The sequence below is a fragment of the Bacteroidia bacterium genome, from assembly GCA_023228875.1.
GTDB lineage: Bacteria > Bacteroidota > Bacteroidia > NS11-12g > UBA955 > JALOAG01.
Genome location: JALOAG010000003.1, coordinates 77,574 through 103,883, shown reverse-complemented (window position 1 = coordinate 103,883; position 26,310 = coordinate 77,574). Strand labels below are relative to the sequence as shown.

Annotated in this window: 23 protein-coding genes and 1 pseudogene; 16 read left to right on the top strand and 8 right to left on the bottom strand. The window is 36.2% G+C overall.

Annotated elements, in window-relative coordinates; all coding sequences use genetic code 11:
• The first annotated feature begins 56 nt into the window (after positions 1-56).
• The 3 genes from M0R38_04830 to M0R38_04820 are packed head-to-tail and all read left to right on the top strand — an operon-like array spanning position 57 to position 2,914.
• Positions 57-401, top strand: coding sequence for a hypothetical protein (locus tag M0R38_04830; protein MCK9481069.1), 345 nt, complete (start codon positions 57-59; stop codon positions 399-401).
• On the top strand, positions 394-2,178 hold the full coding sequence (gene mutL / locus M0R38_04825) for a DNA mismatch repair endonuclease MutL (protein ID MCK9481068.1): 1,785 nt from the start codon (positions 394-396) through the stop codon (positions 2,176-2,178). Before M0R38_04830 ends, mutL begins: the two co-directional genes overlap by 8 nt.
• A 13-nt stretch (positions 2,179-2,191) precedes the next feature.
• Complete coding sequence (locus M0R38_04820) at positions 2,192-2,914, top strand: rhomboid family intramembrane serine protease (protein ID MCK9481067.1); 723 nt, start codon at positions 2,192-2,194, stop codon at positions 2,912-2,914.
• A 55-nt stretch (positions 2,915-2,969) separates the two neighbouring features.
• Here the strand turns inward: M0R38_04820 and M0R38_04815 are convergent, their stop codons facing one another.
• Entirely contained in the window at positions 2,970-4,634 is a 1,665-nt protein-coding gene (locus M0R38_04815; GenBank protein MCK9481066.1) for a DUF4139 domain-containing protein, read from the bottom strand.
• Positions 4,635-4,808: 174 nt separating this feature from the next.
• On the opposite strand from M0R38_04815, the gene M0R38_04810 reads away from it, so the two are divergent.
• From M0R38_04810 to M0R38_04800, 3 genes are read left to right on the top strand one after another with little or no spacing between them, the layout of a single operon-like run.
• Entirely contained in the window at positions 4,809-5,669 is an 861-nt protein-coding gene (locus M0R38_04810) for a transketolase (GenBank protein ID MCK9481065.1), read from the top strand.
• 10 nt (positions 5,670-5,679) lie between these two features.
• Complete coding sequence (locus M0R38_04805) at positions 5,680-7,071, top strand: VWA domain-containing protein (protein ID MCK9481064.1); 1,392 nt, start codon at positions 5,680-5,682, stop codon at positions 7,069-7,071.
• A gap of 6 nt (positions 7,072-7,077) precedes the next feature.
• On the top strand, positions 7,078-8,037 hold the full coding sequence (locus M0R38_04800) for a transketolase family protein (GenBank protein ID MCK9481063.1): 960 nt from the start codon (positions 7,078-7,080) through the stop codon (positions 8,035-8,037).
• A gap of 30 nt (positions 8,038-8,067) precedes the next feature.
• Here the strand turns inward: M0R38_04800 and M0R38_04795 are convergent, their stop codons facing one another.
• A complete protein-coding gene (locus tag M0R38_04795) occupies positions 8,068-8,559 on the bottom strand; it encodes a phosphoribosyltransferase (protein ID MCK9481062.1) in 492 nt (163 codons plus the stop codon).
• A 109-nt stretch (positions 8,560-8,668) separates the two neighbouring features.
• Between M0R38_04795 and M0R38_04790 the strand changes: the two genes are divergently transcribed.
• Both M0R38_04790 and M0R38_04785 read left to right on the top strand, forming a co-directional pair.
• Positions 8,669-8,917: a type B 50S ribosomal protein L31 gene (locus M0R38_04790; protein ID MCK9481061.1), complete on the top strand. Its 249-nt coding sequence runs from the start codon at positions 8,669-8,671 to the stop codon at positions 8,915-8,917.
• Between the two features lie 68 nt (positions 8,918-8,985).
• Positions 8,986-9,966 (top strand): class I SAM-dependent methyltransferase, encoded by a 981-nt coding sequence (locus M0R38_04785; GenBank protein ID MCK9481060.1) that lies wholly within the window; start codon positions 8,986-8,988, stop codon positions 9,964-9,966.
• A 19-nt stretch (positions 9,967-9,985) separates the two neighbouring features.
• Here M0R38_04785 and M0R38_04780 read toward each other — a convergent pair whose 3' ends face one another.
• The 4 genes and pseudogenes from M0R38_04780 to M0R38_04765 form a co-directional block, all read right to left on the bottom strand.
• Positions 9,986-11,413 carry a PKD domain-containing protein gene (locus tag M0R38_04780; protein MCK9481059.1) on the bottom strand — a complete coding sequence of 476 codons (1,428 nt, stop codon included), beginning with the start codon at positions 11,411-11,413 and terminating at the stop codon, positions 9,986-9,988.
• Positions 11,414-11,551: 138 nt separating this feature from the next.
• Positions 11,552-11,734 (bottom strand): annotated as a pseudogene (locus tag M0R38_04775) (PKD domain-containing protein).
• Between the two features lie 4,286 nt (positions 11,735-16,020).
• Complete coding sequence (lipA, locus tag M0R38_04770) at positions 16,021-16,890, bottom strand: lipoyl synthase (protein MCK9481058.1); 870 nt, start codon at positions 16,888-16,890, stop codon at positions 16,021-16,023.
• Positions 16,887-17,612 (bottom strand): hypothetical protein, encoded by a 726-nt coding sequence (locus M0R38_04765; GenBank protein ID MCK9481057.1) that lies wholly within the window; start codon positions 17,610-17,612, stop codon positions 16,887-16,889. Before M0R38_04765 ends, lipA begins: the two co-directional genes overlap by 4 nt.
• A gap of 64 nt (positions 17,613-17,676) precedes the next feature.
• On the opposite strand from M0R38_04765, the gene M0R38_04760 reads away from it, so the two are divergent.
• Genes M0R38_04760 through M0R38_04745 form a run of 4 tightly spaced genes read left to right on the top strand, consistent with a single transcriptional unit; the run spans position 17,677 to position 21,599 of the window.
• A complete protein-coding gene (locus M0R38_04760) occupies positions 17,677-18,087 on the top strand; it encodes an OsmC family protein (protein MCK9481056.1) in 411 nt (136 codons plus the stop codon).
• 24 nt (positions 18,088-18,111) lie between these two features.
• Entirely contained in the window at positions 18,112-19,890 is a 1,779-nt protein-coding gene (locus tag M0R38_04755) for a hypothetical protein (GenBank protein MCK9481055.1), read from the top strand.
• Positions 19,891-19,899: 9 nt separating this feature from the next.
• Complete coding sequence (locus M0R38_04750; GenBank protein ID MCK9481054.1) at positions 19,900-20,841, top strand: DUF4271 domain-containing protein; 942 nt, start codon at positions 19,900-19,902, stop codon at positions 20,839-20,841.
• Positions 20,838-21,599, top strand: coding sequence for a uroporphyrinogen-III synthase (locus M0R38_04745; GenBank protein ID MCK9481053.1), 762 nt, complete (start codon positions 20,838-20,840; stop codon positions 21,597-21,599). The genes M0R38_04750 and M0R38_04745 overlap by 4 nt, the downstream gene beginning before the upstream one ends.
• Here the strand turns inward: M0R38_04745 and M0R38_04740 are convergent.
• Complete coding sequence (locus M0R38_04740; GenBank protein MCK9481052.1) at positions 21,575-22,804, bottom strand: hypothetical protein; 1,230 nt, start codon at positions 22,802-22,804, stop codon at positions 21,575-21,577. The genes M0R38_04745 and M0R38_04740 overlap by 25 nt on opposite strands.
• Before the next feature lie 155 nt (positions 22,805-22,959).
• Between M0R38_04740 and ytxJ the strand changes: the two genes are divergently transcribed.
• Complete coding sequence (gene ytxJ, locus M0R38_04735; GenBank protein MCK9481051.1) at positions 22,960-23,292, top strand: bacillithiol system redox-active protein YtxJ; 333 nt, start codon at positions 22,960-22,962, stop codon at positions 23,290-23,292.
• Here ytxJ and M0R38_04730 read toward each other — a convergent pair.
• Positions 23,289-24,002 carry a YjjG family noncanonical pyrimidine nucleotidase gene (locus tag M0R38_04730; protein MCK9481050.1) on the bottom strand — a complete coding sequence of 238 codons (714 nt, stop codon included), beginning with the start codon at positions 24,000-24,002 and terminating at the stop codon, positions 23,289-23,291. The genes ytxJ and M0R38_04730 overlap by 4 nt on opposite strands.
• Positions 24,003-24,135: 133 nt before the next feature.
• Here M0R38_04730 and M0R38_04725 point away from each other — a divergent pair, with 133 nt between their 5' ends.
• From M0R38_04725 to M0R38_04715, 3 genes are read left to right on the top strand one after another with little or no spacing between them, the layout of a single operon-like run.
• Positions 24,136-24,540: a DUF4783 domain-containing protein gene (locus tag M0R38_04725; GenBank protein MCK9481049.1), complete on the top strand. Its 405-nt coding sequence runs from the start codon at positions 24,136-24,138 to the stop codon at positions 24,538-24,540.
• Positions 24,537-25,412: a carboxylating nicotinate-nucleotide diphosphorylase gene (gene nadC / locus M0R38_04720; protein ID MCK9481048.1), complete on the top strand. Its 876-nt coding sequence runs from the start codon at positions 24,537-24,539 to the stop codon at positions 25,410-25,412. The genes M0R38_04725 and nadC overlap by 4 nt, the downstream gene beginning before the upstream one ends.
• Positions 25,413-25,462: 50 nt before the next feature.
• Complete coding sequence (locus tag M0R38_04715; protein ID MCK9481047.1) at positions 25,463-26,287, top strand: Omp28-related outer membrane protein; 825 nt, start codon at positions 25,463-25,465, stop codon at positions 26,285-26,287.
• Positions 26,288-26,310 lie beyond the last annotated feature (23 nt).

The following is a 26,310-nucleotide window of genomic DNA, read 5'->3' as shown; positions in this document are numbered from 1 at the left end:
CACAAATTACCCTAAGTCCGTGTAAACCCTTTTTATTATGTATAACTTTGCAACACATGTTCGGGTTGAATACAAAACACAAAAAAGTTTCCTTTCATTACATCCCACGATTTTACGATGAAAAGAAAGAAGAATTCCGCAATCGGGTGAGAGCCATTAAAGAATCAATGGGTGAAGACGGAGCAGGCGGCAAACAGAAACCCGGCTCTTCCATTCGAGGAGCCTTTACATCAAAAAAAACTGTCAGAAGCGAGCGCCAAATTCGACTTCGAAATCAAAACATCAGACTGTTAGTCATTTTGCTCATTTTAGGATATCTCACCTGGCAAATGCTTCAATCAGATTTTATCAAAGACTTGTTTGACAAATTTGAACCCAACACAACAAGAAACCATGAGTGATAAAATCAACCTGCTACCGGAGACCGTTGCTAATCAAATCGCTGCCGGAGAGGTAGTTCAACGTCCGTCCTCTGTTGTCAAAGAATTGCTTGAAAATGCAGTTGATGCAGGAGCCGATTTCATAACCCTGCTAATCAAAGACGGAGGAGCGACACTCATTCAAGTCATAGATAACGGTTCGGGAATGAGCCACACAGATGCAAGGATGTGTTGGGAACGACATGCTACATCCAAAATAAGAAAAGCCGATGACCTATATTGTATCAAAACATTTGGATTCAGAGGAGAGGCTTTGGCTTCTATCGCTTCTGTTGCAAGGGTTGAAATGTATACCAAACTGAAAGATGTTGAAACAGGGACACATTTGGTTATAGAAGGAGGGCATATCAAAAAGCATGAATTTACTGCAAGCCCGAATGGAACCAACATTGCAGTCAAGAACTTGTTCTTTAATATCCCTGCAAGACGCAATTTCCTTAAATCCACATCAGTTGAAACTCGTCATATAATAGAAGAGTTTTCCCGTGCGGCACTTTCTTATCCCGAAATTGCTTTCAAGTTTTTTAACAATGAAAAAGAGGTACTTGACATGCCCGCTTCTGACAGCAGAAGTAGGATCGTGAGCACCTTAGGCAAAATGAAACACAGCGACCTTTTAAACTTGAATGAACATACAGATTTGGTAACGGTTACAGGCTATGTTGGCAAACCTGAAATTGCAAAAAAAATCAGAGGTGAGCAGTACCTTTATGTAAACAATCGCTTTATTAAAAGTGCATATTTACACCATGCCATACGTTCTGCTTATGAAAATCTTATTCCCGTTGACACACAACCGTTGTATGTAGTTTTTCTTCAAATTGACCCCGCCCGTATTGATGTAAACGTTTCACCTTCAAAAACTGAAATTAAGTTTGAAGACGAACGTGTTTTATATTCCATAGTAAATGCGGCAGTCAAGAAGGCGTTAGGCTCATCAATGTTAATACCTGAACTCAAGACAACTTTTGCTTCTCCAAGCATTCCTCCAATTTCATATTCACCGGAACCAAAGATAAATCCTCGCTACAATCCATTTCAAACAGAACAATATTCGCAGAAAAAGCGGGTAACAGGATGGGAGAATATTTTTCAGCCTTTGACTCCCGAAAACGAGCCATCTCCTATTCAACCTCAAACTCCGGACTTGTTCAAATCACACATAACCGAGACAGTGGTAGATGCTGTTTTCCAATTTGAAGACACACTCGTTGTGAAAGCATTGGGAGAATTGTATTTGATTAATATATTATTGGCACGCGAGAGAATTTGGTATGAACGCTACCTCAAGAGTATAGAGAAGCACAATGCCGTTACACAACAATTACTTTTTCCAAAAACCTTAGAATTTAGCACAAGCGATGCAGAAATACTATCCGGAGTGCTTGACGAAATTAGAGGCATTGGGTTTGACATCGGGGAATTTGGCAAAAACACTTTTATCATAAACGGACTCCCTGCAGACTTACCCAAAGGAAATGAACAGCAATTCATTGAAGGACTGCTTGAAAACGTGAAAGAAAACAGAACAAAATACAAACTCACCGAAAAAGAGAATGTTGCCAGAAGTATGGCAAAAAATGCAGCTATTTTTGCAAACAAAATTCTTAATCCACATGAACAAAGTTTGCTTGCTTCCGAATTATTTGTTTGCGATTTTCCTCGCTATTGCCCTTTTGGAAGGATTGTTTATGTGAATTTACCAAGAGAAGAATTGAACAAACAATTTAAAATATAACACAACACTGAAAATGGGATTGCTTTATTTATTTAGAAACATGCCTCCAGCGGTTAAGAATATTTTCTTAATCAACCTTATATTTTTTCTTGGTTCTTGGGTATCTCAAGATGTATTTCATTACAACCTAACCTATGCATTAGGAATGAAGTACTTTGGGTCTATCCTCTTCAAGCCTTTTCAGATCTTCACCCACATGTTTATGCACGGTTCATTCTCGCATATACTCTTTAACATGTTCGGGCTGTTGATGTTTGGGTCAATGATTGAGCGATTTATTGGTACCAAAAGATTTTTATTGTTGTACCTCTTGTCTGGCTTAGGTTCTGCATTTTTAGAGCAATCTTATTGGGCATACCAAGTAAGCGAATGTGCCGGCATGGTAATACCGGACAAAATGCTTCAAGAAACTGTTTTATCCGGAATTGTTGCTCCTTCAGTATGTCAAAACTTAATTCAGTGGCTTGCAACACCAATGGTTGGGGCAAGCGGTGCCATTTATGGTCTTTTGGTTGCTTATGGCATGTTTTTCCCTAATTCAGAACTCATGTTTATTTTTATCCCCTATCCTATTAAAGCGAAATACATGATTCCGGGTATCATTCTTTTAGATTTGTTTTTAGGATTGAGTAGTTTTAATTGGGATAATGTGGCTCACTTTGCCCACTTAGGAGGCGCATTAACCGGTTTTATTTTGATTAAGATTTGGAACCAAAACCGCACAAGGTTATTTTAATAAGAAGACCCATGCCAATGAATCGGCATGGGTCTTATCACAATCCATCTAATTTTTAGTTTCTAAACACTTCTCTTGATTTAGGTGCAACAATATTGTAAACAAACTTCAGCTTCCTATTTTCATTTGCTTTCAGCGTGAGTTTCCATTCAACAAATCCGGAATTGGGGTTTATATTTCCTCCAGAAAGATCTTCGGTTTCAACTTGAATTTGTTCTTCTTTAGAGATTGGAATTTGGTCAATAAATCTAATTGCAACATCAACGTTTTGAGTGTTATTTAGAGTAAACTCATAAGTATAAGTTTGTTTTTTGCTTGTTCCAAAGAAATTGTGCTTGCTAAAATCATTGAGCAATTTACGTTCAATTAAGATTCTTTTATCTCTTCCAAATGAAAATCTAAGCGAATCATCCTTTGCAGTAGGGTTGAGAAAAGTTTTACCCGTGAAATTATCGCCATAGAACATATTGGCAAATCCGGGCAATATATTCAATTGTTTCCAATCGTTTGTCAAACCTGTAAGATAAACAGATGCATCCACTTTAGGGATGGCAAAATATTCATATCTCATTTTCATTTCATACTCTTTTAAACTCACAATTTTACCTTGTCCATCATTGGGAATTGAATAAGGCATAGGGATTTCAAACTCAAAAACAACCTCATTTGCATTAAAAGTAGCGTCTAAAGTGCCTTGCACAGGTTTATTCATCCCTCCGCCCATATCTTGCATTTCAAAAGCCATTGTTGGGGCTCCGGCTGTAATACTATTTTTCATATAGAGTCTCCTGTCAGAAGAATAAACACTACTCACTTTTCTTGGCTTAGGTTCAAATCCAATATATTCATTATTCAAAATTGGCAAATCAATTCCTATCTTCGGGTTTGCAGAACTCAGCGTCAGCTTAACATTATCCCAAATTTCTCCGGTGTTTTGAGCCACTTCAGCTTTATAAATCAACTTCACATTTGATAACGGACCTTCGGTTTTGATATCATAAGTTGGAACCCAACCGGCAACATTTGTAAAATATTTGAATTCGAAATTTGCAGCTAAGGGCATAGCAGAATTCACTAAAACACGAATTTCACCTCTTCCTGTTGGCAAGCCTGCTCTCTCTTTGTCAATATTGACATTAAGCTGGTCAATACGTTTCTTTGCTTCTGTTATTTTCTTTGCATTATCATACTTTGCAGTTTGAATTTCTGTCAATCTCTTACGATTTATCTCTAAAATCTTTTGGAGTTCAACACTATTCACACCATTCTGAGTGCCTCCTGTGTTATAATTTAATTTGAGAATACTCTCTTCATTGGTCATCACGCTGTTTTGTATCTCGATTGCTTTCACAAAATCATTTAACAAATCAATTGAATCTTTCATTCTTTTAATGGCACCATTCTCGGTCAAAGATTTTGCTCCATCAACCTGATGCGAAACAGATAATACATCAACGCCTTTGGAAGCAGCAAATTGGATACTCGAAGCGTCTATTTCATCGGCAACATTTTCAAAGATAAGCAATGTAGAACCCTTGGGGAGCATGGTTTTTGCAACCCTAAATACTTCTGCACCTTTAAAATACACCTTGACAGATTTCACATCGGACTCCACTCTTTTTTCCTGACCAAAGGTTACCCCTAAAGAACAAGACAACAAAAGCATTAAAAGCACACTAGCTTTTAAGTAGTTTACAACCGGCATCATTTGATTTTTCATAACAATATTAATTTACAAAGGTTTAATACAAAAGAGATGCTAAAAGTAAATGAGCATAATTCTCTTGCAATCACATAAATGCAATAAACAAGCCAAAGAACAAATGAGGAAAGCATGAGGAAAACTCACATGAATAAATTTCTAAAAACAAAAGTTATAAGCCATATTTGCCCTATGTATTCAGCAGCCGTAACAGACGTCAACAAGCTCAAAAATATTGCTTCACAAGTAAGACGAGACATAGTACGCATGGTTCATGCAGTCCAATCCGGGCACCCCGGAGGCTCATTGGGTTGTGCAGATTATTTTACTGCACTTTATTTTCATATTATGAACCACAATCCCAATCATTTTACAATTGAAGGGCATGGTGAAGATATTTTCATTTTGAGTAATGGTCATATTAGTCCGGCTTTATACAGTGTGTTGGCTCGAAACGGATATTTCCCTATTGAGGAACTTGCTACATTCCGCAAATTAAACTCCAGACTTCAAGGGCACCCGACTACAATGGAACATCTTCCCGGAATTAGGGTTGCAACCGGATCACTGGGTCAAGGATTGAGTTTTGCTACCGGAGTAGCATTGCAAAAAAAATTGGATGCTGACCCAAGTATTGTTTATGTAAATCTGGGAGATGGAGAATTACAAGAAGGTCAAAATTGGGAAGCTATCATGTATGCAGCACATAACCAAGTTGACAACCTTATCGCAACAATTGATTTTAACAAACAACAGATTGATGGTTCAACCGTTGATATTATGGGCTTTGACAATCTTCGCAACAAGTTTGAATCTTTTGGCTGGTTGGTAATGGAGATGAATGGTAACAATATGGAACAAATCTTGCAAAAGATGAAAGAAGCTAAAGAAAAAACAGGTATGGACAAGCCAATTGCGGTTATTATGAAAACTGAAATGGGTGCCGGTGTGGACTTTATGATGGGGTCACATAAATGGCACGGTATTCCGCCTAATGACCAACAACTTGCAGATGCCTTGGCACAACTACCCGAGACTCTTGGTGATTATTAAAATTAAAACTATGCAACTCATTCTCAAGAAAGTTTCCATTGCCTTTTTCAGTCTGATTCTGTTAACCGGTTTCAAACTATCCGGACAGGTTCAAACCAAAACACCTAACATTAAGTCACGTATTCTCATCATATTTGATGCTTCCGGAAGTATGAATGCACAATTTGGCAGCACAGATCGCATGACCGCAGCCAAAGAAATGTTATACAAAATGGTGGACAGCTTAGCTTCTTTTCCCAATGTTGAACTTGCATTACGCGTTTATGGGCACCAAACAGACTTAAAATTCAATGATTGCAATGACACCAAATTGGAGATACCTTTTGCTCCATATAATCATGAATTAATTAAGAAAAAAGTTTCCACTCTTAGACCGCGAGGCTATACACCTATTGCTCGTTCACTTGGACAGTCAGTAAACGACTTCCCACAAGGTGATAAATCAGTGAGAAACCTTATTATTCTCATAACAGACGGATTAGAAGAATGTGACGGCAACCCCTGTGAAGTCAGTCAAGAGCTTCAAAATAAAGGTATATTTCTAAAACCGTTTATCATTGGAGTTGGCTCAGATCCGGAAGTTTTTAGAAAATTTTTCTCTTGTGCCGGAAATTATTACGATGCTAATTCAATGAGTGAGTTCGAAACCGTTATTGGCGTAGTTATTTCGCAAGCATTAAATGCAACCAGTTGCCAGATTAGCTTAGTAGATGGAAATAAAAAGCCGTTAGAAACCAATGTAAACATGACAATCTATGATGCGACAACAGGTGTTGAACTATACAACTACTATCACACAATGAATGTATATGGCGTTCCTGATACACTTTTCTTAGATCCTATGCGCAGATATAATATCAGAGTGCACACAATGCCAAACGTTTATAAAGAAAATATTTCGCTCATCCCAGGCAAACACAATATCATAGCATTGGATGCAGGTCAGGGGACTTTAAAATTAGTTGTAGATGGTGTTACACGTTACGATAGACTACAAGCAATTGTAAGAATTAAAGGGGATATGAAAACTGTCTTTGCACAAGACTTTAATACTTCAAAAAAGTATTTAAATGGTGAATACGATATTGAAATACTATCCACTCCTCCAATCTTTGTAAACATTAAGATATCACAAGACAAAGTAACCGAAATCAAGATTCCTCAACCCGGCAAACTGAATCTTACAAAAACTAAAGATTATGTAGCAGCTATATACAGAATGGAAGGCGGCAAGACTATTTGGGTTGCAGACATTGATGAAAGAAGAAGTAATCAAGTCATTGTGATGCAGCCGGGCAACTATTTTGTTATCGGAAGATTGCGGAGTGAAACAAAAACCATATACACTTTCCAAAAAGAATTTACAGTACTTTCCGGAAAAGTAACAGATTTTACATTTTAAACCAATATGAACATTAGCACAGAAATAAAAGATTTGAAGGACACCCGTTCAGGCTTTGGAGCAGGGTTGTTAGAAGCAGGTAGAAAAAATAAAGATGTAGTAGCACTTTGTGCAGACCTAACCGGCTCACTAAAAATGGATGCATTTCAGAAAGAATTTCCTGAACGATTTTTCCAAACAGGAATTGCAGAAGCAAACATGATGGGATTGGCAGCAGGATTAGCCTCAGGAGGAAAAATTCCGTTTACGGGTACCTTTGCAAACTTTTCTACCGGTAGGGTATATGACCAAATCAGACAATCCATAGCTTATTCTAATAAAAATGTAAAAATATGTGCTTCTCATGCAGGATTAACACTTGGAGAAGATGGCGCAACTCATCAGATATTGGAAGATATTGGATTGATGAAAATGTTGCCCGGCATGACTGTTATCAACCCCTGCGATTACAATCAAACGAAAGCTGCAACGCTTGCCATTTTAGAACACCGCGGTCCTGTTTACCTACGATTTGGCAGACCAAAATGGCCCGTATTTTATCCTGTAGATCAAAAATTTGAGATTGGAAAAGCATGGAAAATTCAGGACGGAAGTGATGTCAGCATTTTTGCGACCGGGCATCTCGTCTGGGAAGCTGTTAAGGCTGCAGAAGTACTCACTCAAGAAGGTATTTCTGTTGATTTAATCAACATCCATACAATTAAGCCTATTGATACAGATGCAATTCTTCATTCAGTAAATAAAACAGGTTGCGTGGTGAGTGCAGAAGAACATAATAAAATTGGGGGACTTGGAGACAGTATTGCACAAGTATTAGCAATACACAAACCTACGCCTATGGAATATGTTGCGGTTAATGATTCATTTGGCGAAAGTGGCACTCCTGAAGAGTTGCTGGTCAAGTATGGTCTGACTGCAAATGATATTATTGCTGCAGCAAGAAAGGCAATACAGCGTAAGCAATAGCTTTACTGACTCAAAAAATTTTGCAGTTTATTATTCTAAATAGACACTGAGCTTATTAGGATTGCTTGCGTCAAAATAAATATGCTCCTGAAAAGTAGTGGCCATTGAAATTCCTACATAATCACCCTTAACAGGAAATTTTCTATGGCTGCGTTGAGCCAAGAAACAAGTTTCAACACGCTTTGGTTCATTGGATGCAACAACCACTAATATATCCATCAAGGTCTTACCGGTATTTAATACATCATCGACAATGATGATTGTTTGGTCCTTTAGCTCCTTGGTATCAACACTTAATTTTACCTTCCCAATGAGTGTAACAATAGAAAAAAGTTTGGTTTTAATCTCTTTTAAACTATCAACTTCCTTGGCAATCAGTTCTGCCAACAACCCTCCTCTTTGACCTACACCTCCAATCAATACGACCTTTTCATTCAGATTGTTTTCAAGAATTTCATAAGCAATTCTTTTAACCCTTTGTCTGATTTGTGCATCATTTAAAATGTAATCTCTCTTTTCCATACTCAAAGCTTAGGTGCAAACATAATCAATCTACAGTTTAATTTTTCAAATTGACTTTGCATATTTAGAAAATACTGTTATTTTTGCACTCCCTTTTCAGCGAACGAAAATGAAAAAAGATATTCACCCAAGCAATTATAGACATGTGGTATTTAAGGACATGTCCTCAGACTATGAGTTTCTTACTAAATCTTGTGTAAACACAAAAGAAACCATCAAATGGAAAGATGGAAATGAATACCCATTGTTTAAGATTGAGATTTCAGATAAATCTCACCCATTCTTTACCGGAAAACATACATTTATTGACACTGCAGGTAGAGTTGATAAATTCAACAAGCGTTACGCAAAAAAATAATCTAATTAAAATAAATATGGGAAAGGCTGTTGGTAGTATCCAACAGCCTTTTTTATTTTTGTGAGGTCTTGAGCATTATATCTTATTCCGACTTTATTGAGTTAAGAGAGAAAATTCATTCCTCAAAGCTTTCCTTCTTTTTAGGCAAATTCTCATTGCGAGCATTTAAAAGAGTGCAATCCCATTGGAACGCAGGGGCACTACCTCCAACAAATTGGTGGAATATCCCATTAGTTCGCAAAAGATGGAACAAGATGATAACAGGTAACGATAATCAATCATACATAAATTATGTAATAGAAAAGTATTTACATAACTGCACAAATCTCAACATGCTTTCAATAGGTTGTGGCACTGGAAGTCAAGAACTTGACTTCCTCAAAAGCAACGTTTTTACGTCAATAACAGCAATCGACCTTGCTTTTCAAAATATTCAATATGCTCAATCACGAACCAATGATGAACGCATACAGTTTATCCATAGCAGTTTTGAGCAGTTTGAGTCGCAGCAAACATTTGATATTATTTTGTTTCATTCCTCTTTACATCACTTAAAGAACTTAGAACAAGTGATTGCGAAAATTAAAACCATGTTAAGCAATAAAGGGATCATCATCATTCATGAATACACCGGTCCGGACAGGATTCAATGGAATCACAAACAACTTGATGTTGTGAACTCCATACTCAACACAATTCCTCAAAACAAACGTACTTATTTAAGCGGGAAAATCAAAAAAAGACAAACAGCACCTGGATTGCTACGGATGTTGATTGCTGATCCATCTGAAGCTGTTGAATCTTCAAAAATATTACCCCTACTGAACGCACACTTTCAAATGCTTGAGTTGAACGGATACGGAGGCAATATCTTAGTTCCACTCTTAAAAGGAATCAGTCAACATTTTATTGAAGAAAGTGAGGAGAACTTTAACTTGTTAAATCACTTTTTCAATGTTGAAGACAGCTATTTAGTCTCTCAAACTGATGACTTTCATTTTGGGGTCTATAAAAAAACAGCCGTTACACTGTTGTATAACGGCTGCTAGACTTGAAAATTAGAAATATTTATTTCTCTATCACAATCTTCTGAGTGAGTATCACACCCTCTATAGTTTTAACCTGAACTAAATAAACTCCCGCAGCATTTTTTGTTAAATCAATAGAGAAACTATTGTCTGCTATATTTACACTACTAAAATACACCACAGAACCAATTGTATTGACCACCTTAATTGATTCAATATTGACATTTCCTTTATTTACCAAATTTATAACACCGGTTGATGGAATAGGAAATATAACCAGTCCTGACTTTGCAAATACATCCGACAACCCAAGATTAACAACATGATGTGAAATTATTTTTTCACAACTACAACCTTCGGGAGTTGATATTTTAAGTTTGACACTATAAACTCCATCACGAGAGAATTGGTGGTTACTATTTGGGGCATTAGACTTCATGCCATCTCCAAAATCCCAATCGTATTGCACACCTGATTGAGAGACAGACTTGAATTCATACCCTCTATGCCCGGGCATATAAATATCTGACACAGTAAAGTCGCATACAGGTGTAACGCCAACAGAGACCGTCTTAGAGAACGTATCAGGACATGTGCCTAGCGGAGAGGTAGCAATCAGTGTAATTGTATAGTCTTTGGATTGATTATTACTATATATATACTTTGGCGCATGTTCATCAACAAACACTGAACCGTCTCCTAAATTCCATGTATATTTAGGTGCCCCAAACTTAACTAATGTAGTGTTATACAAATCAATCATTTGACCTGAACAAACGGCACTATTAACATTAAAATCGGCTTTGGGTCGATGCGCTGATTGTACACGCTTTGTAGCAGAAGCTTGACATCCATTTGAGAAAGCTACATCAACTTTTACAACCTCATAATCAGCATACTTAAATATCACAGCCGGTGTTTCATCCAAATAATTAACTAAGTCAATATTCCATTTATATGTAGCAGTCAAATTTGAGGGCACATCTACATTACTGTTGAAGATAGTAGGATACCCTACACAAGCATCATTATTCGTAATATTAATTATTGGCGTATGCTCAATTTGTACATTCTTAATAATTGAATCCGAACAACCAAATTCAGAAGTTGTTACCAATTTCACTTTTGCAATTCCAATTTTGGTAAATTCATACAATGGATGCATGTCATTAGAAGCACCTTCGCCAACACCGAACTGCCACTTACTTGTCCAATTTGAGAATGCTATAGTTGTAGTGTTCTTAAAGGGAACAATATTACCCATACACTTTAATGCAGGGAATTCAAAATTAGGAACAGGATTCGCATAAGAAGTAACGGACTTTGCAACATGTCCATAACATCCATTATCTGTAGTTACAGTAAGTGAGACTGTATATTCACCGGGTTGATTGTATGCAACTAAAACATCTTTAGAAATACTTGAATTGCCATCACCCAAATCCCATTCATAAGTTGGAAGACCGATAATATTTGTTGAGGTATTCGTTAAAGAAATCGTTTGTCCATAGCATTTATCAATATGACTGAAGTTTACATCGGGAGTTTCGTGAATTAATATGATCTTTGTAATTGAATTTTCAAAACCATAGGGTACTGTTCTTGTAGTAAGCGTAACGGTGTATGCTCCTGCATTTGTATATACGTGTTCAGGATTGGGCTTTGCACTTACACTGCCATCTCCAAAATCCCATTTGTATGACAGATAACCTGATGAAACCGTGGATAGATTTTTAAATTCTGTATTTAGTTTTTCGCAGGTAATTGATATAGTGGTAAAATCAGGCATACCATCATCAACAACGAGTATTTCAATCGTAATTGTCGAATCACACCCTGAAATAACATTAACAAATTGCAATTCATAAATAAGTGCTTTTCCATCGAATGTTTTATCAGGTACATTTAGTGTCCACTCACCTCCAGATGTTGGATTATGAGAATATGTTGTTGCCGAAGCAGGGAGAGGCACTCCTCCAACTTTTTCATACGCATTTGTATTGACCATATAGCCTGTAGAATAGTCTGAATTTGTAAATCCTGCTGGGGGTGTAACTGAAAACTTCAATGTTTCGTTTGCGATTGATTTCCAAAATGGGTCAGAAGGAGCTGGTCCTTTTGCTGAACCAATTGAAACAGCGGTTATAGCACTACCACTTGGACTCTTCTCTAAATAGGGAGACGAAAATGCAAAGACATTATTAGCCATGTTTTCATCTGTATTTAATATACTTATCTTTATTGTATTAACTCTACCTCCTGCTAAATTAACAGCGTTGTTCATAAGAACTGACTTAGATTCACCAGGACTCAAATTAAAGGGGATTGAATCCAAATATACCCTAGCTCCACCGTTAATTTCAATCTTAAAATAGAGTTTTCCGGAAAAAGCAAAATTACCCGAATTCAACACGGTCAGATCAATAGGATAATCCCTGCCACATGAGGGTAATGAAAACACACTTGAAGCGGTTGATATGGATACATCAGCTATCGACATTAATCCTCCATGGTCTGTCCCTGTCGCATTTCTAACTCTTCCTTCTGCATCATTAGGAATCTTGAACATATAACCTGCTTTGTTGTGTAAAGTACTATTTGTAATGTGCATATTAGAATTCGGACGCGCTTCGTCTTGGTACATTGGGTCTAAATTTTCAGAATTAACATCATAACCGGTTGCGCTTCTCCAATTTACAATATTTGAAGAAAAAGAACCAAGATAATTGCCCAAGTTTACACCCTTAGAATACAAATTATTCTTATCTATTGTAACATTAGTTGGTGTAATATTTGAGTTAGACAGATAAAATGCCGGAGCATTTCCTTCACTGGTAAATAGATTATTAGCTACATCAACTTTACCTTGTGTTACAGATGTGGTATAAGCACTTTGGAACCAAAAGGCAGCAGAGTTTGTTTGATCGGCTGATGACACGTGAACTGTATTATGCCAAAACTCAGAATTTGATTGATTCGCAATATATATACCTCTAGTTAGAATTGAAGAACTCGGACCGGGACCTATGTTTATGACATTATTTGATATTCTAAAGAAATAATCATCAGTTGGATATGAAGTATTCACACCCAAATATTGAAGATACATTCCATAGCCCCCTTGATTATAATATATCTTATTACCATCAATATAAGTCCTATTATCAAGCTGTGGGCACATTATCCAATATAAGCGCATGCCCATATAGCCGGAATATGTCTTTGTTGAAGTAATGATGTTTCTAAACAATTGAAGCCCTGCATAATATTGAACAAATATCCCATAATAATATTGATCAATAAACCTACAATCTGTTACCCTTAAATTTTGCGCAGACATTCCCACTCCATTTGAGCTACTAGAATACATATACATACCTGCAGACCCATATAAGAAGGTACAGCTGTCAAAAGTCAAATAGTTACTAATCACATTTGTTTGTAATTGTACTAAATAATGATTTGCAGAGGTTGTTGCGCTTGCATAGCCTTGGAAAGTTACATTTGTAAATGTAACGCTTTCATTATTCTTTGGAAAGTTAATAATACGGGCAAATGATGTTCCGTTATTTCGTAAGGTTAAATTCTTAAACGAATAAAAACTGGCATCTTGATCAAACTCAAACACATAGTTATTACTACTATTACTTGAAGCAAATTGCAATACTTCATTATTGCCATTTACAGTCAATCGTTTTGAGGAACTAGATCCAGTAATAGGTTTTAATATTAATTGTTCATTATATGGACCGGAACCTGAAACAACATTGACGGTAATGGCTGATGTGATACCGTGGCATTGAAGAGAATCAGCCATCGAAGTGAAACTTTGGAAATTTTTCCTTGTTGGTGCAGCACCTTGATTAATTGTATAACTATCTGCACCAAACGCTCTTTTCTCAGTTGCAACCTCTACAACATTAGAAGTGTTTTGCAAGCCTGAAAAACTACACCTCATTACAACACGATACCATGTTTTTTGGGTTTGTGTCAAAGTCAATACATCTTTAAATTCATAATCAATTGTGCTCCAAGGTCCGGATGCACTAGTAGCTCTCTGCCACTGCATATCTATACCACAATTCTTTGACGCACCGGTAAGTGTAAGATTAAAATTCTGTCCACTGCAAGCAAAGTCAGGTGCTACAAGGGTACCGACATTAGGTGTACCGGAACAATCCCCACCCGAACAATATGTAACTTCAATATATGGAGGTGCAACACTATTATTTGCTCCTTGATACTGATAAGATGTATTACCCGAAATTTCCCAAAAGCCAAAAGAAGCATAGCTTCCGGCTCTGCTCTGGATATATGTATTGGCATCAGTTCCAAGCGCTCCAGACCCTGTGTAACAATCAATACTTACGCTGGCTGCATTTGAAACAGGGTTATTCCAACGATAAGTTGTTGTAAAGGATGTACCTATTGAAATGGCTTTCCAAATATCTACGGCTGAAGCGGCTACAGGGTCAATTGCGTCCATTGAGCGAATAGATACAAACTTATCGCTTGTTTGAGTTCCTCCGTAAGCAGCACCATAGTACTTCACCATTACAACATTACTTCCAACAGACAATGAGGGAATAGAAAATTTAGCCCAACTTGAATATGACGCATTGTTCATATAGAGCATACCATTTGTTTTGGCAGAAGAACTAGTTTGATATCCTGTCCAATAGGTTGCATTTGTAGTTGCAATCTTCCACATAGGGTCTAAAGCTATTGGGTATATTCTTGCTTCGTCTCTAAGCCATTCTAAAGAAAAGGTCGTAGTAATGATTACTTGAGTACCCTTCTTAGTAAATGAAATATCACCCACCAACATAAACTCCGCTTCAGATTTGTATTCAACTTTTCCTAAAAGTTCTTGACGCATTACAGGTTGAGGGATAGTCGCAATCAACACATTATTAGAGTAGAAATTTATTTCATTCTGCTCTTTTTTTACGACCCAATTTTCAGGTATTTGTACCGCTTCCTCAATTACTATTCGATTGTCAGATAATGGGAATTGGTCTAAAAACTGTTTGTCTTTAATAATAACCTCAAAATTTCGTCCAACATTTCTTTGAGAATAGACTAAATCTATAAGAGGAAAAACCTCTGAGTAGATAATTTTATCTCCTTGTATATGTATATCAGGTGTTTTATCTGATATTTTGAGTGTACTTTTTCCTTGATTTCCCTCAGCATTAAATGAATACAAACTCGAAACTGTTTCAGATATTATTTGTCCATCTTCCAACTTAGTAATGACAGGCTGGCGAGTTGGGTTGCTTGAATAAAATGAATGGAAGCTATTTCCAAAATTTGCATACGGATAATCAAGATAATCTCCTGAGCGATTGGGCAGAATTGTTAAATCAATTTCCTCCCATTTGCTGCCCTTTTGATAGTGAATTGGACCTGCATAGGACAAGAGTTTCACACTTCCATTGCCGGTAGAAATAGCTTTTGTAGTTTGGGTTCGTTCAGAAATGAGTTCCTTTTCATCATGTTGTAATGGGGATGTCATTTTTACGGAATACCCTGCTATCTCCTCCTGAACATAATTTTTTGTTGGAATAGTAGCCGCATTGTTTTGCGCTACTATGTCGCCTGTTACAAATAAGAGAATTACTGAGAGACCCTCAATAAAAATCGAATGTAACTTGTTAATGATGTAATGTTTTGCCATGACTATGATATAATTATTTAATTTTTTAAAAGCCAAATGTAGAACAATTACTTAACCCCTTTAAGAAATATACTTTGTCAATATACTACTGCATTAATCGAATAGACTAATATAACAGATTGTATATGTTTGATAACATTTAATCGATAAAACAAATTTTTAGAATTATATAGGACTAAGCCTGAATATAAACTGAATAATCCAATGTTTAAATTTACGAATAAGACTGTATATGGTTTTCTTAAACGAAATATTAGGAAGCTCTACCCTCTTCACTACACTATCAATTACAAACGCACTACAACAAATATCAGCACATCATTGTAATGCCTGCTAAAAGAACACGGTCTATAATAAAAAAGAGTTTAAATGAGAAGATTCCTTAATAGAGGAACTCATATATGTTTTTCTGCATGATATGAAGACCTCACTCGTGCACCACTCTCAACAATTTCAAACCCTCTTCTAAGTCCTTCTTCTTTATAATGTGCGAATTTGTCAGGGGTTACATATTCTTTCACTTCCAAATGCATCTTTGTAGGTTGTAAATATTGGCCTAAGGTAAGGACTTCGCATCCGTGTGCAACCAAATCGTCCATTGCTTCATATACTTCATCAGGTGTTTCGCCTAATCCGAGCATAATTCCTGATTTAGTTCTGGCTCCTCTTTCTTTTGTTCTTTGAATTTGTTCCAAACTTCTTTCATACTTGGCTTGAGGGCGAACAATTCTATAAAGTCTTTTTACGGTTTCCATATTATGTGAAACAACATGCGGCTTTTCGTCAATTACCATATACAGCAAATCCCACAGAGCTTTGAAATCGGGTATGAGTGTTTCAATAGTGGTATTAGGATTAAGTTTTTTTACTTCACGAATAGTGTCAGCCCAAACGGTTGCACCTTTATCTTTGAGTTCATCGCGATTCACAGACGTTATTACAGCATGCTTGACTCCCATTTTGTGGATTGCATCAGCCACCCTGAATGGCTCGTCCATATCATAGTGAGTCGGGCGACCTGTTTGCACAGCACAAAATGAACAAGAGCGAGTGCAAACATTTCCGAGAATCATAAAAGTAGCCGTACCGCGTCCCCAACACTCTGCAATATTTGGGCATTTACCTGATTCACAAATTGTATGCAGGTTATTATCTCGAGTAATTGCCTTTATTTTTGAATAGTTTTCTCCGGATGGTATTTTGATTTTAAGCCAATCAGGCTTGATTATTCTGTCCTGTTTCTTTTCCTCTACCAATTCGTTCATATCTCAAAATTTAGGAGTGCAAAGCTAACATAAAAAGAAAGAAAAAAGTGAGGCAGTTTTTGGTTATACATTATCTGAGGCTGAATCGGGAAAGCATCCAAAATTAATCCTGATTCCAATCTACTTGGAGAATTTGCGTAGTTACCAAATTCCATAATGAGTCCTTGTTTCAAAAACAAAGATGGAATAAACTTAGAGCCTGATAATCCGTTGTAATAAGAATGTGATTGAATAATATTAGGCCGTTCGTGCACTTCAGGGTCATATCGAACTGTTATAAAACCATTTTCATTTTGACCCGGTGTATTATAATCAATAAATACAGGAATCTGAAAAGCCAAATTCAATCCGGCTGTTGAGTTCCAAATGATACCAATTGCATTTTTATCAGGTCTTTTAGCTAAAGAGACTTCTTTGCCATATCCGAATCTAAACTGAAGTACTTGATTAATCTTACCATATTTAAAAGTTCCCGGTTCTTGGCTTGAATTTGCCATTCCGACATTTGAAATGGTAAGTTCTTTAAACGATTTCAAATTCATGACGTGAAACTCATAAACCGAATTGACTTTTTTCTTGTTCTTCTCTCTTACACCAAAACCCAAACCACTGCCTCTATTATTCAAATGGAGACTTGAAGTAATAATGTACTCTTGTCCCAAGCTGACATTATAGGTCAACAAACTAAACACTATAAAACCAAAGATTTTTTTTAGGCTCAAGGGCTGGTTGATTGTTTATCTGTAATTTTGAAGTTTCCAACAGCAAAGGTAAACAATATTAATAATGAGTACATCAATCGTAACATATAATGGGGAGTTAAGATGTGAACTTACACATGTAAAATCCTCTCAAACCTTCATCACAGATGCCCCAACTGATAACCAAGGAAAAGGTGAAGCATTTTCACCCACTGATTTACTTGCAACTTCATTGGCTGCTTGCATGTTTACAATCATGGGAATCTATGCAAAAACAAGCGGTATATTCATTGATGGAAGCAAAGCTCGGGTTTTAAAGAAAATGTCAACTGAGCCTCCACGCAGGGTTGTAGGTATAGAAATTGAATTCGACATCCTTTTACGCAATGGCAATGCAAACAGTAAAGAAGCATTAATGCGAAGTGCCAAGACTTGCCCTGTTGCGCTAAGTCTATCACCCGAAATTGAACAGAAAATCACTTTTAACTTTGTTTAAGGCAAAGAAAGAAATACTCGCAAATTGCTACGATATGTTGTTTTATATTCGATTTTAATTTTACATCTCTGTGGTGATAGCAAGCTATTTTCACAAGACACGAACTCAATCACCCTCTCATTTCAAACTGATAATCCAAGCAACTTTCTCCAAGACATCAGTACAACTGAAACTGAAGCCCCCTTTATTATCTCAAGGATAAAAGACAGCCTAAACATGCAGGGATTTCTGGAAGCAGGTGTGGACAGAATTAGTAAACAAATTCCCAAATGGATTATTTTCTTTCATATTGGCAATAAAATCAGTAATGCTACATTAAGTTTTGATAAGGAAACACTACGCCTGTTAAACCTATCCGATTCAATTCAAAATATTCCTTTTTCGTCATCTGACATTCAGTCAATTTTCTCTCAAATAACACGCTACTGGGAAAACCGCGGACATCCTTTTGTGTCCACCAGACTGCAAATAATTGACATTGTAGAACAAGATATTTTCGCAAGAGTATTAGTTAACAAAGGGCAACAAATACTCTTTGACTCCATAGAAGTACAAGGCAATGCTAAAGTCAGCCCAAGATACCTTGCAGCATTAACTCAAATAAAGCCGAACAACCCCTATAATGAAAGTTTAGTGAAGGAAATTGACAAACTATTGCGTACGCTGCCCTTTATAAAACTGACACAACCCAGCACCATTGTTTTTATTGGAAACAGAGCAAAACCAATGTTATATCTCGAGCATAAAAACAATGATTTTGTAGATGGTATTATAGGTTTCGCCCCTCCATCCACAGGCAGTAGTTCGACTAATAAATTGCTTATTACAGGTGAACTTCGCATTAAATTGGGTAATATGTTCAAAGGTGGGCAATCATTGGATGCGAACATTAGATTCTTTAATGAACGCTCTCAGGAATTCAAACTCATAACAGAAATACCTTATATATTTGGCAGTAACATAGGGTTAGAAATTGGGGGAAGCGGATTAAAATATGACACCTTATTTTCACAGATGCAAGGAAGATTGGGAATTAGTTATGCGATGAATGGCAAAGACAAATTGAAATTTTTCTTTGAAAACCAAGGAACCTCTCTGATTTCCGTTGACACCAATCAAATAAAAGCCACAAAAAAGATTCCCGATATTCAGCCCATTACAGTAAGAAACTATGGAGTTGAAGTAATTTTCAACCGACTTGATTATATCTTTAATCCACGTAAAGGTTACAGAATTGAAAGCAGTGCATTAATTGGAACAAAATCAATACGCAAAGATTCCAGAATTAACGCATTAGCACTCAAAAACTCGGGAGGCGAGTTCTTTAATATATATGACTCAATACGTATGAATATGTTACAATACAGATATCGCCTATTGATTGAAAAGTACACACAAATTGGCAAAACAAGCACTATCAAAACATCTGCACAAAGCGAAGGAATATATTCACCGACAATCTTTTTCAACGAACTTATTCGTTTTGGTGGAGTTTATTCTTTGCGCGGTTTTAATGAACAATCTCTATTTGCGTCCAATTACACTATGGTTACATTAGAATATCGATATTTGTTGAGCCAAAATGCCAACATCTTTGCATTTTGGAATGGAGCATATTATGAAGACAAGAGTATGACAAGAACGAACACTAAACATGACTTCCCATTTGGGTTCGGATTTGGAGCAAATTTAGAAACAGGTGTTGGGGTTCTTACACTTGCCTATGCGTTGGGTCGAGAGAATCAGAATCCAATTAAATTTCAATCAGGTAAATTTCACTTTGGTTTAATCGGACTTTTCTAATACACAGTAATGAGATTTTTAGCTTTTGTAATATTATTCATAATCAACAACTTGCTCTCAATTGCTCAATCAGACTCATTAGCACACATAAACAGTAACATGGCTGACAGCACGCAAAAAGACTCAAGTCAGAATGCAACTCCACGTGTAGAGTATAAGAAACAAGAAAAATTAAATAAAGATTCCATTAGAAATTGGAACACGGTTGACTCTGCACGTATCATCAATCCCTATTATTTTCATAACAGCAGACAGCAAGAAGCAAGCATAACAAACGATCAGCATCTCCGCACTCAGGTAACAAATTTCAACTACTACTATCTTCTGTTTTTTATCTTCGTTGTCCTACTTATTTTTTATTCAAGGTTCATTCCATTCAAATTCAAACTCCAGCTCAGGGCTTTTTATGGAGTTTCAGGGCTATCTGAATTACTCTCAAATGACACGTCATGGTTTGACACAAACAAAACTCTACCATTTTTGATTAGCTCAGTTTTTATATCCAGTCTTATTGCTACCCCTCTCATCACACTCATTTCCCCTTATATTGCATACAATTATTTCATAGCATTTATAGGCTTCCTATTGTTTGTATGCGTATTTTTTGGATTAAGATTTATTCAAACCGTAATAGCACATTCATTGGATTTTGCTGATATCATGGGTGCATTTAATATTATATCTCTTAACACTTTATATAACCTATCACTCATCGGATTTCCTATTATTATTTTTTCACTCTCTTTTCTAAAAGTAAATCTTTACGAACACTTCGCAACTACCATATTGATTATCATTACATTATATTCAACAAGAACACTTAGAGGAGTATTTTTATGCCTACGTTTTGAACAAAGACAATTAATCTATTTAATTATTTATCTTTGCACCCTGGAAATTCCCCTATTATTAATAGGTATTAAATGGATTAGTGGCTATATAGAAATATGAATGAGAACCCTTTAAAAGTTAAGACAATCCTTGTTTCACAACCTAAGCCTGAAGGCTCAAAAACTATCTACGATGATTTAATTGCAAAATACAAACTCAAGGTTGACTTTCGTCCGTTTATTCAAATTGACCCGGTACCAGCCAGAGAATTAAGAAAAAGGAGCATTTCGATTTTAGATCATACCGCTGTCATTCTTACTTCCAAAAATGGCGTTGACCACTTCTTTAGAATATGCGATGAAATGCGCGTTACACTACCAATTGAATTCAAATATTTCTGTACAAACGAAGCAATTGCTAATTATATTCAGCACTATATATTAATGAGAAAAAGGAAAGTGTTTTTCCCAAAAAAGAAGGGAGATAACTTTTTTCTTAAACTCTTAAACACACATAAGAAAGAGAATTTTTTATTTGCTTGTTCTGATATCAGAAAACCAATGATTCCGGACTTTCTGACTAAACAAGGGTTACAGTTTACAGAAGCAATAATGTATTATACAGTTTCAGCTGACTTATCCGATTTGGAAAATGTTTTTTATGACATTATAGTGTTCTTTAGCCCGGCAGATATCAAATCCCTTTATGATAATTTCCCTCAGTTCAAACAAAATAACACAAGGCTTGCTGCTTTTGGGCAAACTACATTGCAAGCCATTGAAGAAGCAGGTCTAAATTGTCAAATACCGGCTCCTACTCCTGAAGCTCCGAGCATTGTAAAGGCTATTGAAAATTATATCGAAGCTTTCGGCAAATAAGTTTCACACAAAACCACTTCCTTCTCGCCATCTTTGTTTATATAGAAAAACAAGTGATGGGTATCATCCGGTTTTAATTGAAATTTTTTCTCTATCTCATCGGCTTTGAGTGAAAAACCGCGTGCTCCAATTGAAGCTTTAACAATTTTGTATTTATTTAAAATCTCTTTGATTGACTGATTGTTATATTTAACAACCTCTTTCACTTCAAATATTCTCCCTATAAAATTATGCGGTACATTTTCTGAAGTGAAATATGGAATCCCCGGTGAAATCGATTCCAAACCAAGTCTTGATGCATATAAAGATGCATACCCTGATTTAATAATTGCTTTATCCGGTTCAAAAAAATACTCCTTACAGCCAGAGTTCACATGAGTTATATGCTTATCTGCATTCTCATTAAATGCTACAACTGACTTTACACCTTTACTATTAATACAAATACATACAACTTTTGTATCATTGACATCTCCACGTGTATGCAAAGTTGTTACTTCTTTTACTTCATTTCGAAATGAAAAAACAAACACTGTTTGTAAAAAGTTGAATTGTTCTCGCAAATACTGAATATCAATTAAAGGTGAATGTTTAACTAACAATTTTCTTGATTTTTTCAAAATTTCTTCTTCTAACAACAAAGGATTAGGAGAAGAGTTTTCAAGTGTAAAATCTCGTACACCTTGTGCCCTCCTGTCCGGGTCTAACAGAGTTAAATCAAAGGCTGAGACATTTTGCAATAAAAAATCTTCGGCATTTGTATTCATTAACTCTATCTGAGCAGATAATCCGAGTCGCTCAAAGTTATAGTTAGAAATATCAAATAATTCCTTGTGAGGTTCAATATAAACTACTTGGTTTCCATTATCTGCAAAAGCAACAGACTCTGCCCCCATACCACCGGTTAAATCACAAACCAACAAAGTACTATTTTGTTGAAACAAAGCAGCTTTATGCCTAGCAACCCAATAAGCTGTACTTTGTTCGAGGGCTTGTTCAAGATAAAAACAACAACTCTTAAAGAAATTGGGATGTTTCTTTTCAGCCTTTTTTCTCAATTTAATCTGTGCAGCAAGAAATGAACGGACTTCGACAGGCATATTTTTGTGTCTAAAAACAAAATCTAACTCACTGAGTTTGTTATTAGAAAGCAATGCCCTATACTCCTCTAACGTTTCTTTTGTTAATGCTATTGAAAAATACATTTACTTTGCAGGCGTAAAATTTGAACAAATGAAAAACTTTTTCTCCCTTTCATTATCTGTAGCAATTGCAATATTAATACTTTCTTCATGTGCCTCAAGAAAAGATCATTGTCCCAAAGTAAATGAAACAAGTTTGCAACACCCAAACGCTACTCATGAATAAGATTGTACTCGAAACACTCGAACAAGTCGAAGCGATACAAACAAAACTAGGATTCTCTCTGATATTCAAACACAGCACTCGCTGTCCGGTCAGTCGTACTGCTCTTAAAAAAGTGGAATCAGATACTGAATTTGCAAATTCAAAAATAGATTTCTATTATCTGGACTTGCTAAAGTTTAGGGATATTTCAAACAACATTGCAACTGTCTTTGCGGTGCAGCATCAATCACCTCAAATTTTGATAATCAAGAATGGTCAATGTACATTCAATGCTTCCCATTCAGATATTATCCCATCAGAGATATTGCAAAAAATAGCTAATTAAAGCAAAATATGCTTCAACTCATGTAATGACGAAATTGTTTTAATTTCTGCAAAATCCGGATGCTTATTCAATAATTGGCTATTCATCCAAACAGCTTGCAAGCCGGCATTCATAGCCCCTAACACATCATGTTCAAGACTATCGCCAATCATTAATGCGTCTTGGGAATTCACAATCCCTGCTCGTTTCAGAGCCAACTCAAAAATTGCTTTTTCGGGTTTTTTGCACCCGACTTCTTCTGAAATAATTACATCATTAAAGAATCCTAACAAGCCTGTATTCTCTAATTTAGTTCGCTGAATCTCTGTAAATCCATTTGTAATTATATACAATGGATAGTGTTGAGACAACGAGTTCAGTACTTCATGAGTACCAGGCAACAAGTTTGTTCTGTAGGGACATCTTTCAAGAAAATGATTCCACATCAGAACAGGGCGGTTATGTAAAGGAACAGCGATATCTTCCATTGCTAATTGGAAACGCCTTTCACGCAGTGTCTGTTTATCAATGATTCCTTGTTCATATTCTTGCCAAAGACTGTGTGTATGTTTGCGAAAAGAATCAACGAAATCTTGTGAAGTGTGGTTAGTGTAATTACTAAAATTAAACTCATCAAATAATTCCACTAAAGTCTCATTAGCATTCTTTTCAAAATCCCACAATGTCCTATCTAAATCAAAAAAAACTACCTTAACCTTTGTTGTACGCATTGAATATGAATAGGCAAAAATACTTGAAAGGGCTTGATATACAAGTTAGTTATCCTTAAAGTTTATTTTATTTTTGAGAATGTATTGATATGGCAAAGTTTTTGATTTTACTTTGCATAAACAATAATTTACAATGACAATGTTTATTACCTTCCTATTGAGTTTATTTGCTCTGTACACTCCTGACGAACCACTTCCAATGGAAATGAATGGAGCTATTGAAAATATTACAGAAGCCTTTAATACCGGTGATGCACAAAAATTGAGTGAAAGTTTCGGTTCAAGCATTGAAATTACAACACCTACCGGAGATGGCGTTTATAGCAAAGCCCAAGCAAAACAAGTAATGCAGAAATTTTTTAGCCAATACAAAGCGCAGAGCAATCAAATTATTCATAACGGCACTTCCAATACCGGTTCAAAATTTATTGTCTTTTCATACAAAACAGAAAAAGAAGAGTTTCGAATTACTATCTTTCTTAAACAAATAGGTTCTGATTTTCAGATTCAAGAAATAGAGATAGTAAAGCAATTATGACCCTTGATAATTTTTGGAAACAAGACCAAGTACAGCAACTCATTGAACTTGGTTTAAATGAAGATATAGGGAAGGCTGCTCATTCATCATTAGCTGCAATTCCTCCCCACACAACCGGCAGTGCACAAATGATTGCAAAAGAACCGGGTATCATTGCCGGACTCCCTATAGCAATTGAAATTTTCAATAAGATAAACCCTCAAATTAATGTAGAATTACTCGTCCCGGAAGGCTCACCAGTAGAATACGGAACCCAATTATTGCATATTCAAGGCTCTGCTACAGACATACTTTCCGGAGAAAGATTAGTACTCAACTTTATTCAAAGACTGAGTGGCATTGCAACAACAGCACATAAATATGCTTCATTAGCAGCACCATACAATGTTCGTATATTAGACACTCGCAAAACCACTCCTGGCATGCGATTGCTTGAGAAGTATGCAGTCAAAATTGGCGGTGCAGATAATCACAGAATGGGTTTATTTGACATGATTATGCTCAAAGACAACCATATTGACTTTTGCGGTGGAATTACCCCTGCAATTACAAAAACCTTAGAATATTTGCAAGAGCACAACCTGAACCTGAAAATAGAAATAGAAACCCGAAACATAGAAGAAGTCAAGGAAGTTTGCGCTATAGGCAATGTAAACCGCATAATGCTTGACAACTTCACACCAAAAGAAATTCAAGAAGCAGTTTTGATTATAAACAACCGATTTGAAACTGAAGCATCCGGTGGAATCAACGAGCAAAACATTACTGAATATCTGGGTACAGGCATAGACTTTATTTCGATAGGTGCGCTCACCCATTCAGTTAAAAGCATGGATATCAGCCTAAAAACAATTATTCAAAAAAACGCTTGAGGTTTCAAATTTCATTATATATTTGTGCGGATTAAATATAAATTCACATTATGAAAAAGGTACTATTACTTATGATTCCTGCGCTCTTAATCGGGTTTGCCGGATGTAAAAAAGACAAAAAAGATGACGGTGGAGATAACAGTGGCAAAACAACAACCACCAAACCTGTCCAAAATGTTATGATGTTCTATTTTGGCGGAACATGGTGTGGACCATGCGGTGCTTATGGCAAACCAACTATTCAAGCTGCTAAAAAAATAAATGAAAGAGTACATGTTGTTTCATGTCAAGTAAATGGCGCTGGTGGTGCTACTGATCCATTCAACAACGCACATTCAACCCAACTTGCTGGCGTATTTAGCGTAAAAGGAGTACCTACATTATTTATCGCTGACGGAAACGGACAAATTGCTTCATTTTCCGGTGGTGCAAGTATGCAATCTTCTACTACTACCAAAGTCAATGAAATATTATCTAAAACCGATCCCGATGTATATGCAAAACCTGTTGTAAAATTAGATGGAGACAATATCACTGTAACGATTAATGCTCAATTTTATAAAGATTTTTCAGATGAATACCGCTTTGCTGTTTATATCACAGAGAGCAGACTTCAAGCAAATCAATATCAAGACGGTAGAACCGAAGACAAAAACATGCATGATGATGTTCTTAGACTTAGCCTGACTACGGAAGTAGTAGGAGACGTAGTTGCCTCTTCTGTCACCAAAGGAACTAAAATTTCAAAAACATATACAGGCACTTTAGATGCAAACTGGAAAAAAGAAAATCTAAAAGCGGTGGTTGTTTTTTGGCGCAAAACAGGAGACAATCAAGTAACCTTTGTAAATGGCGAATACACAAAAATAAAATAATTTTATCTTTTACACACTTTAAA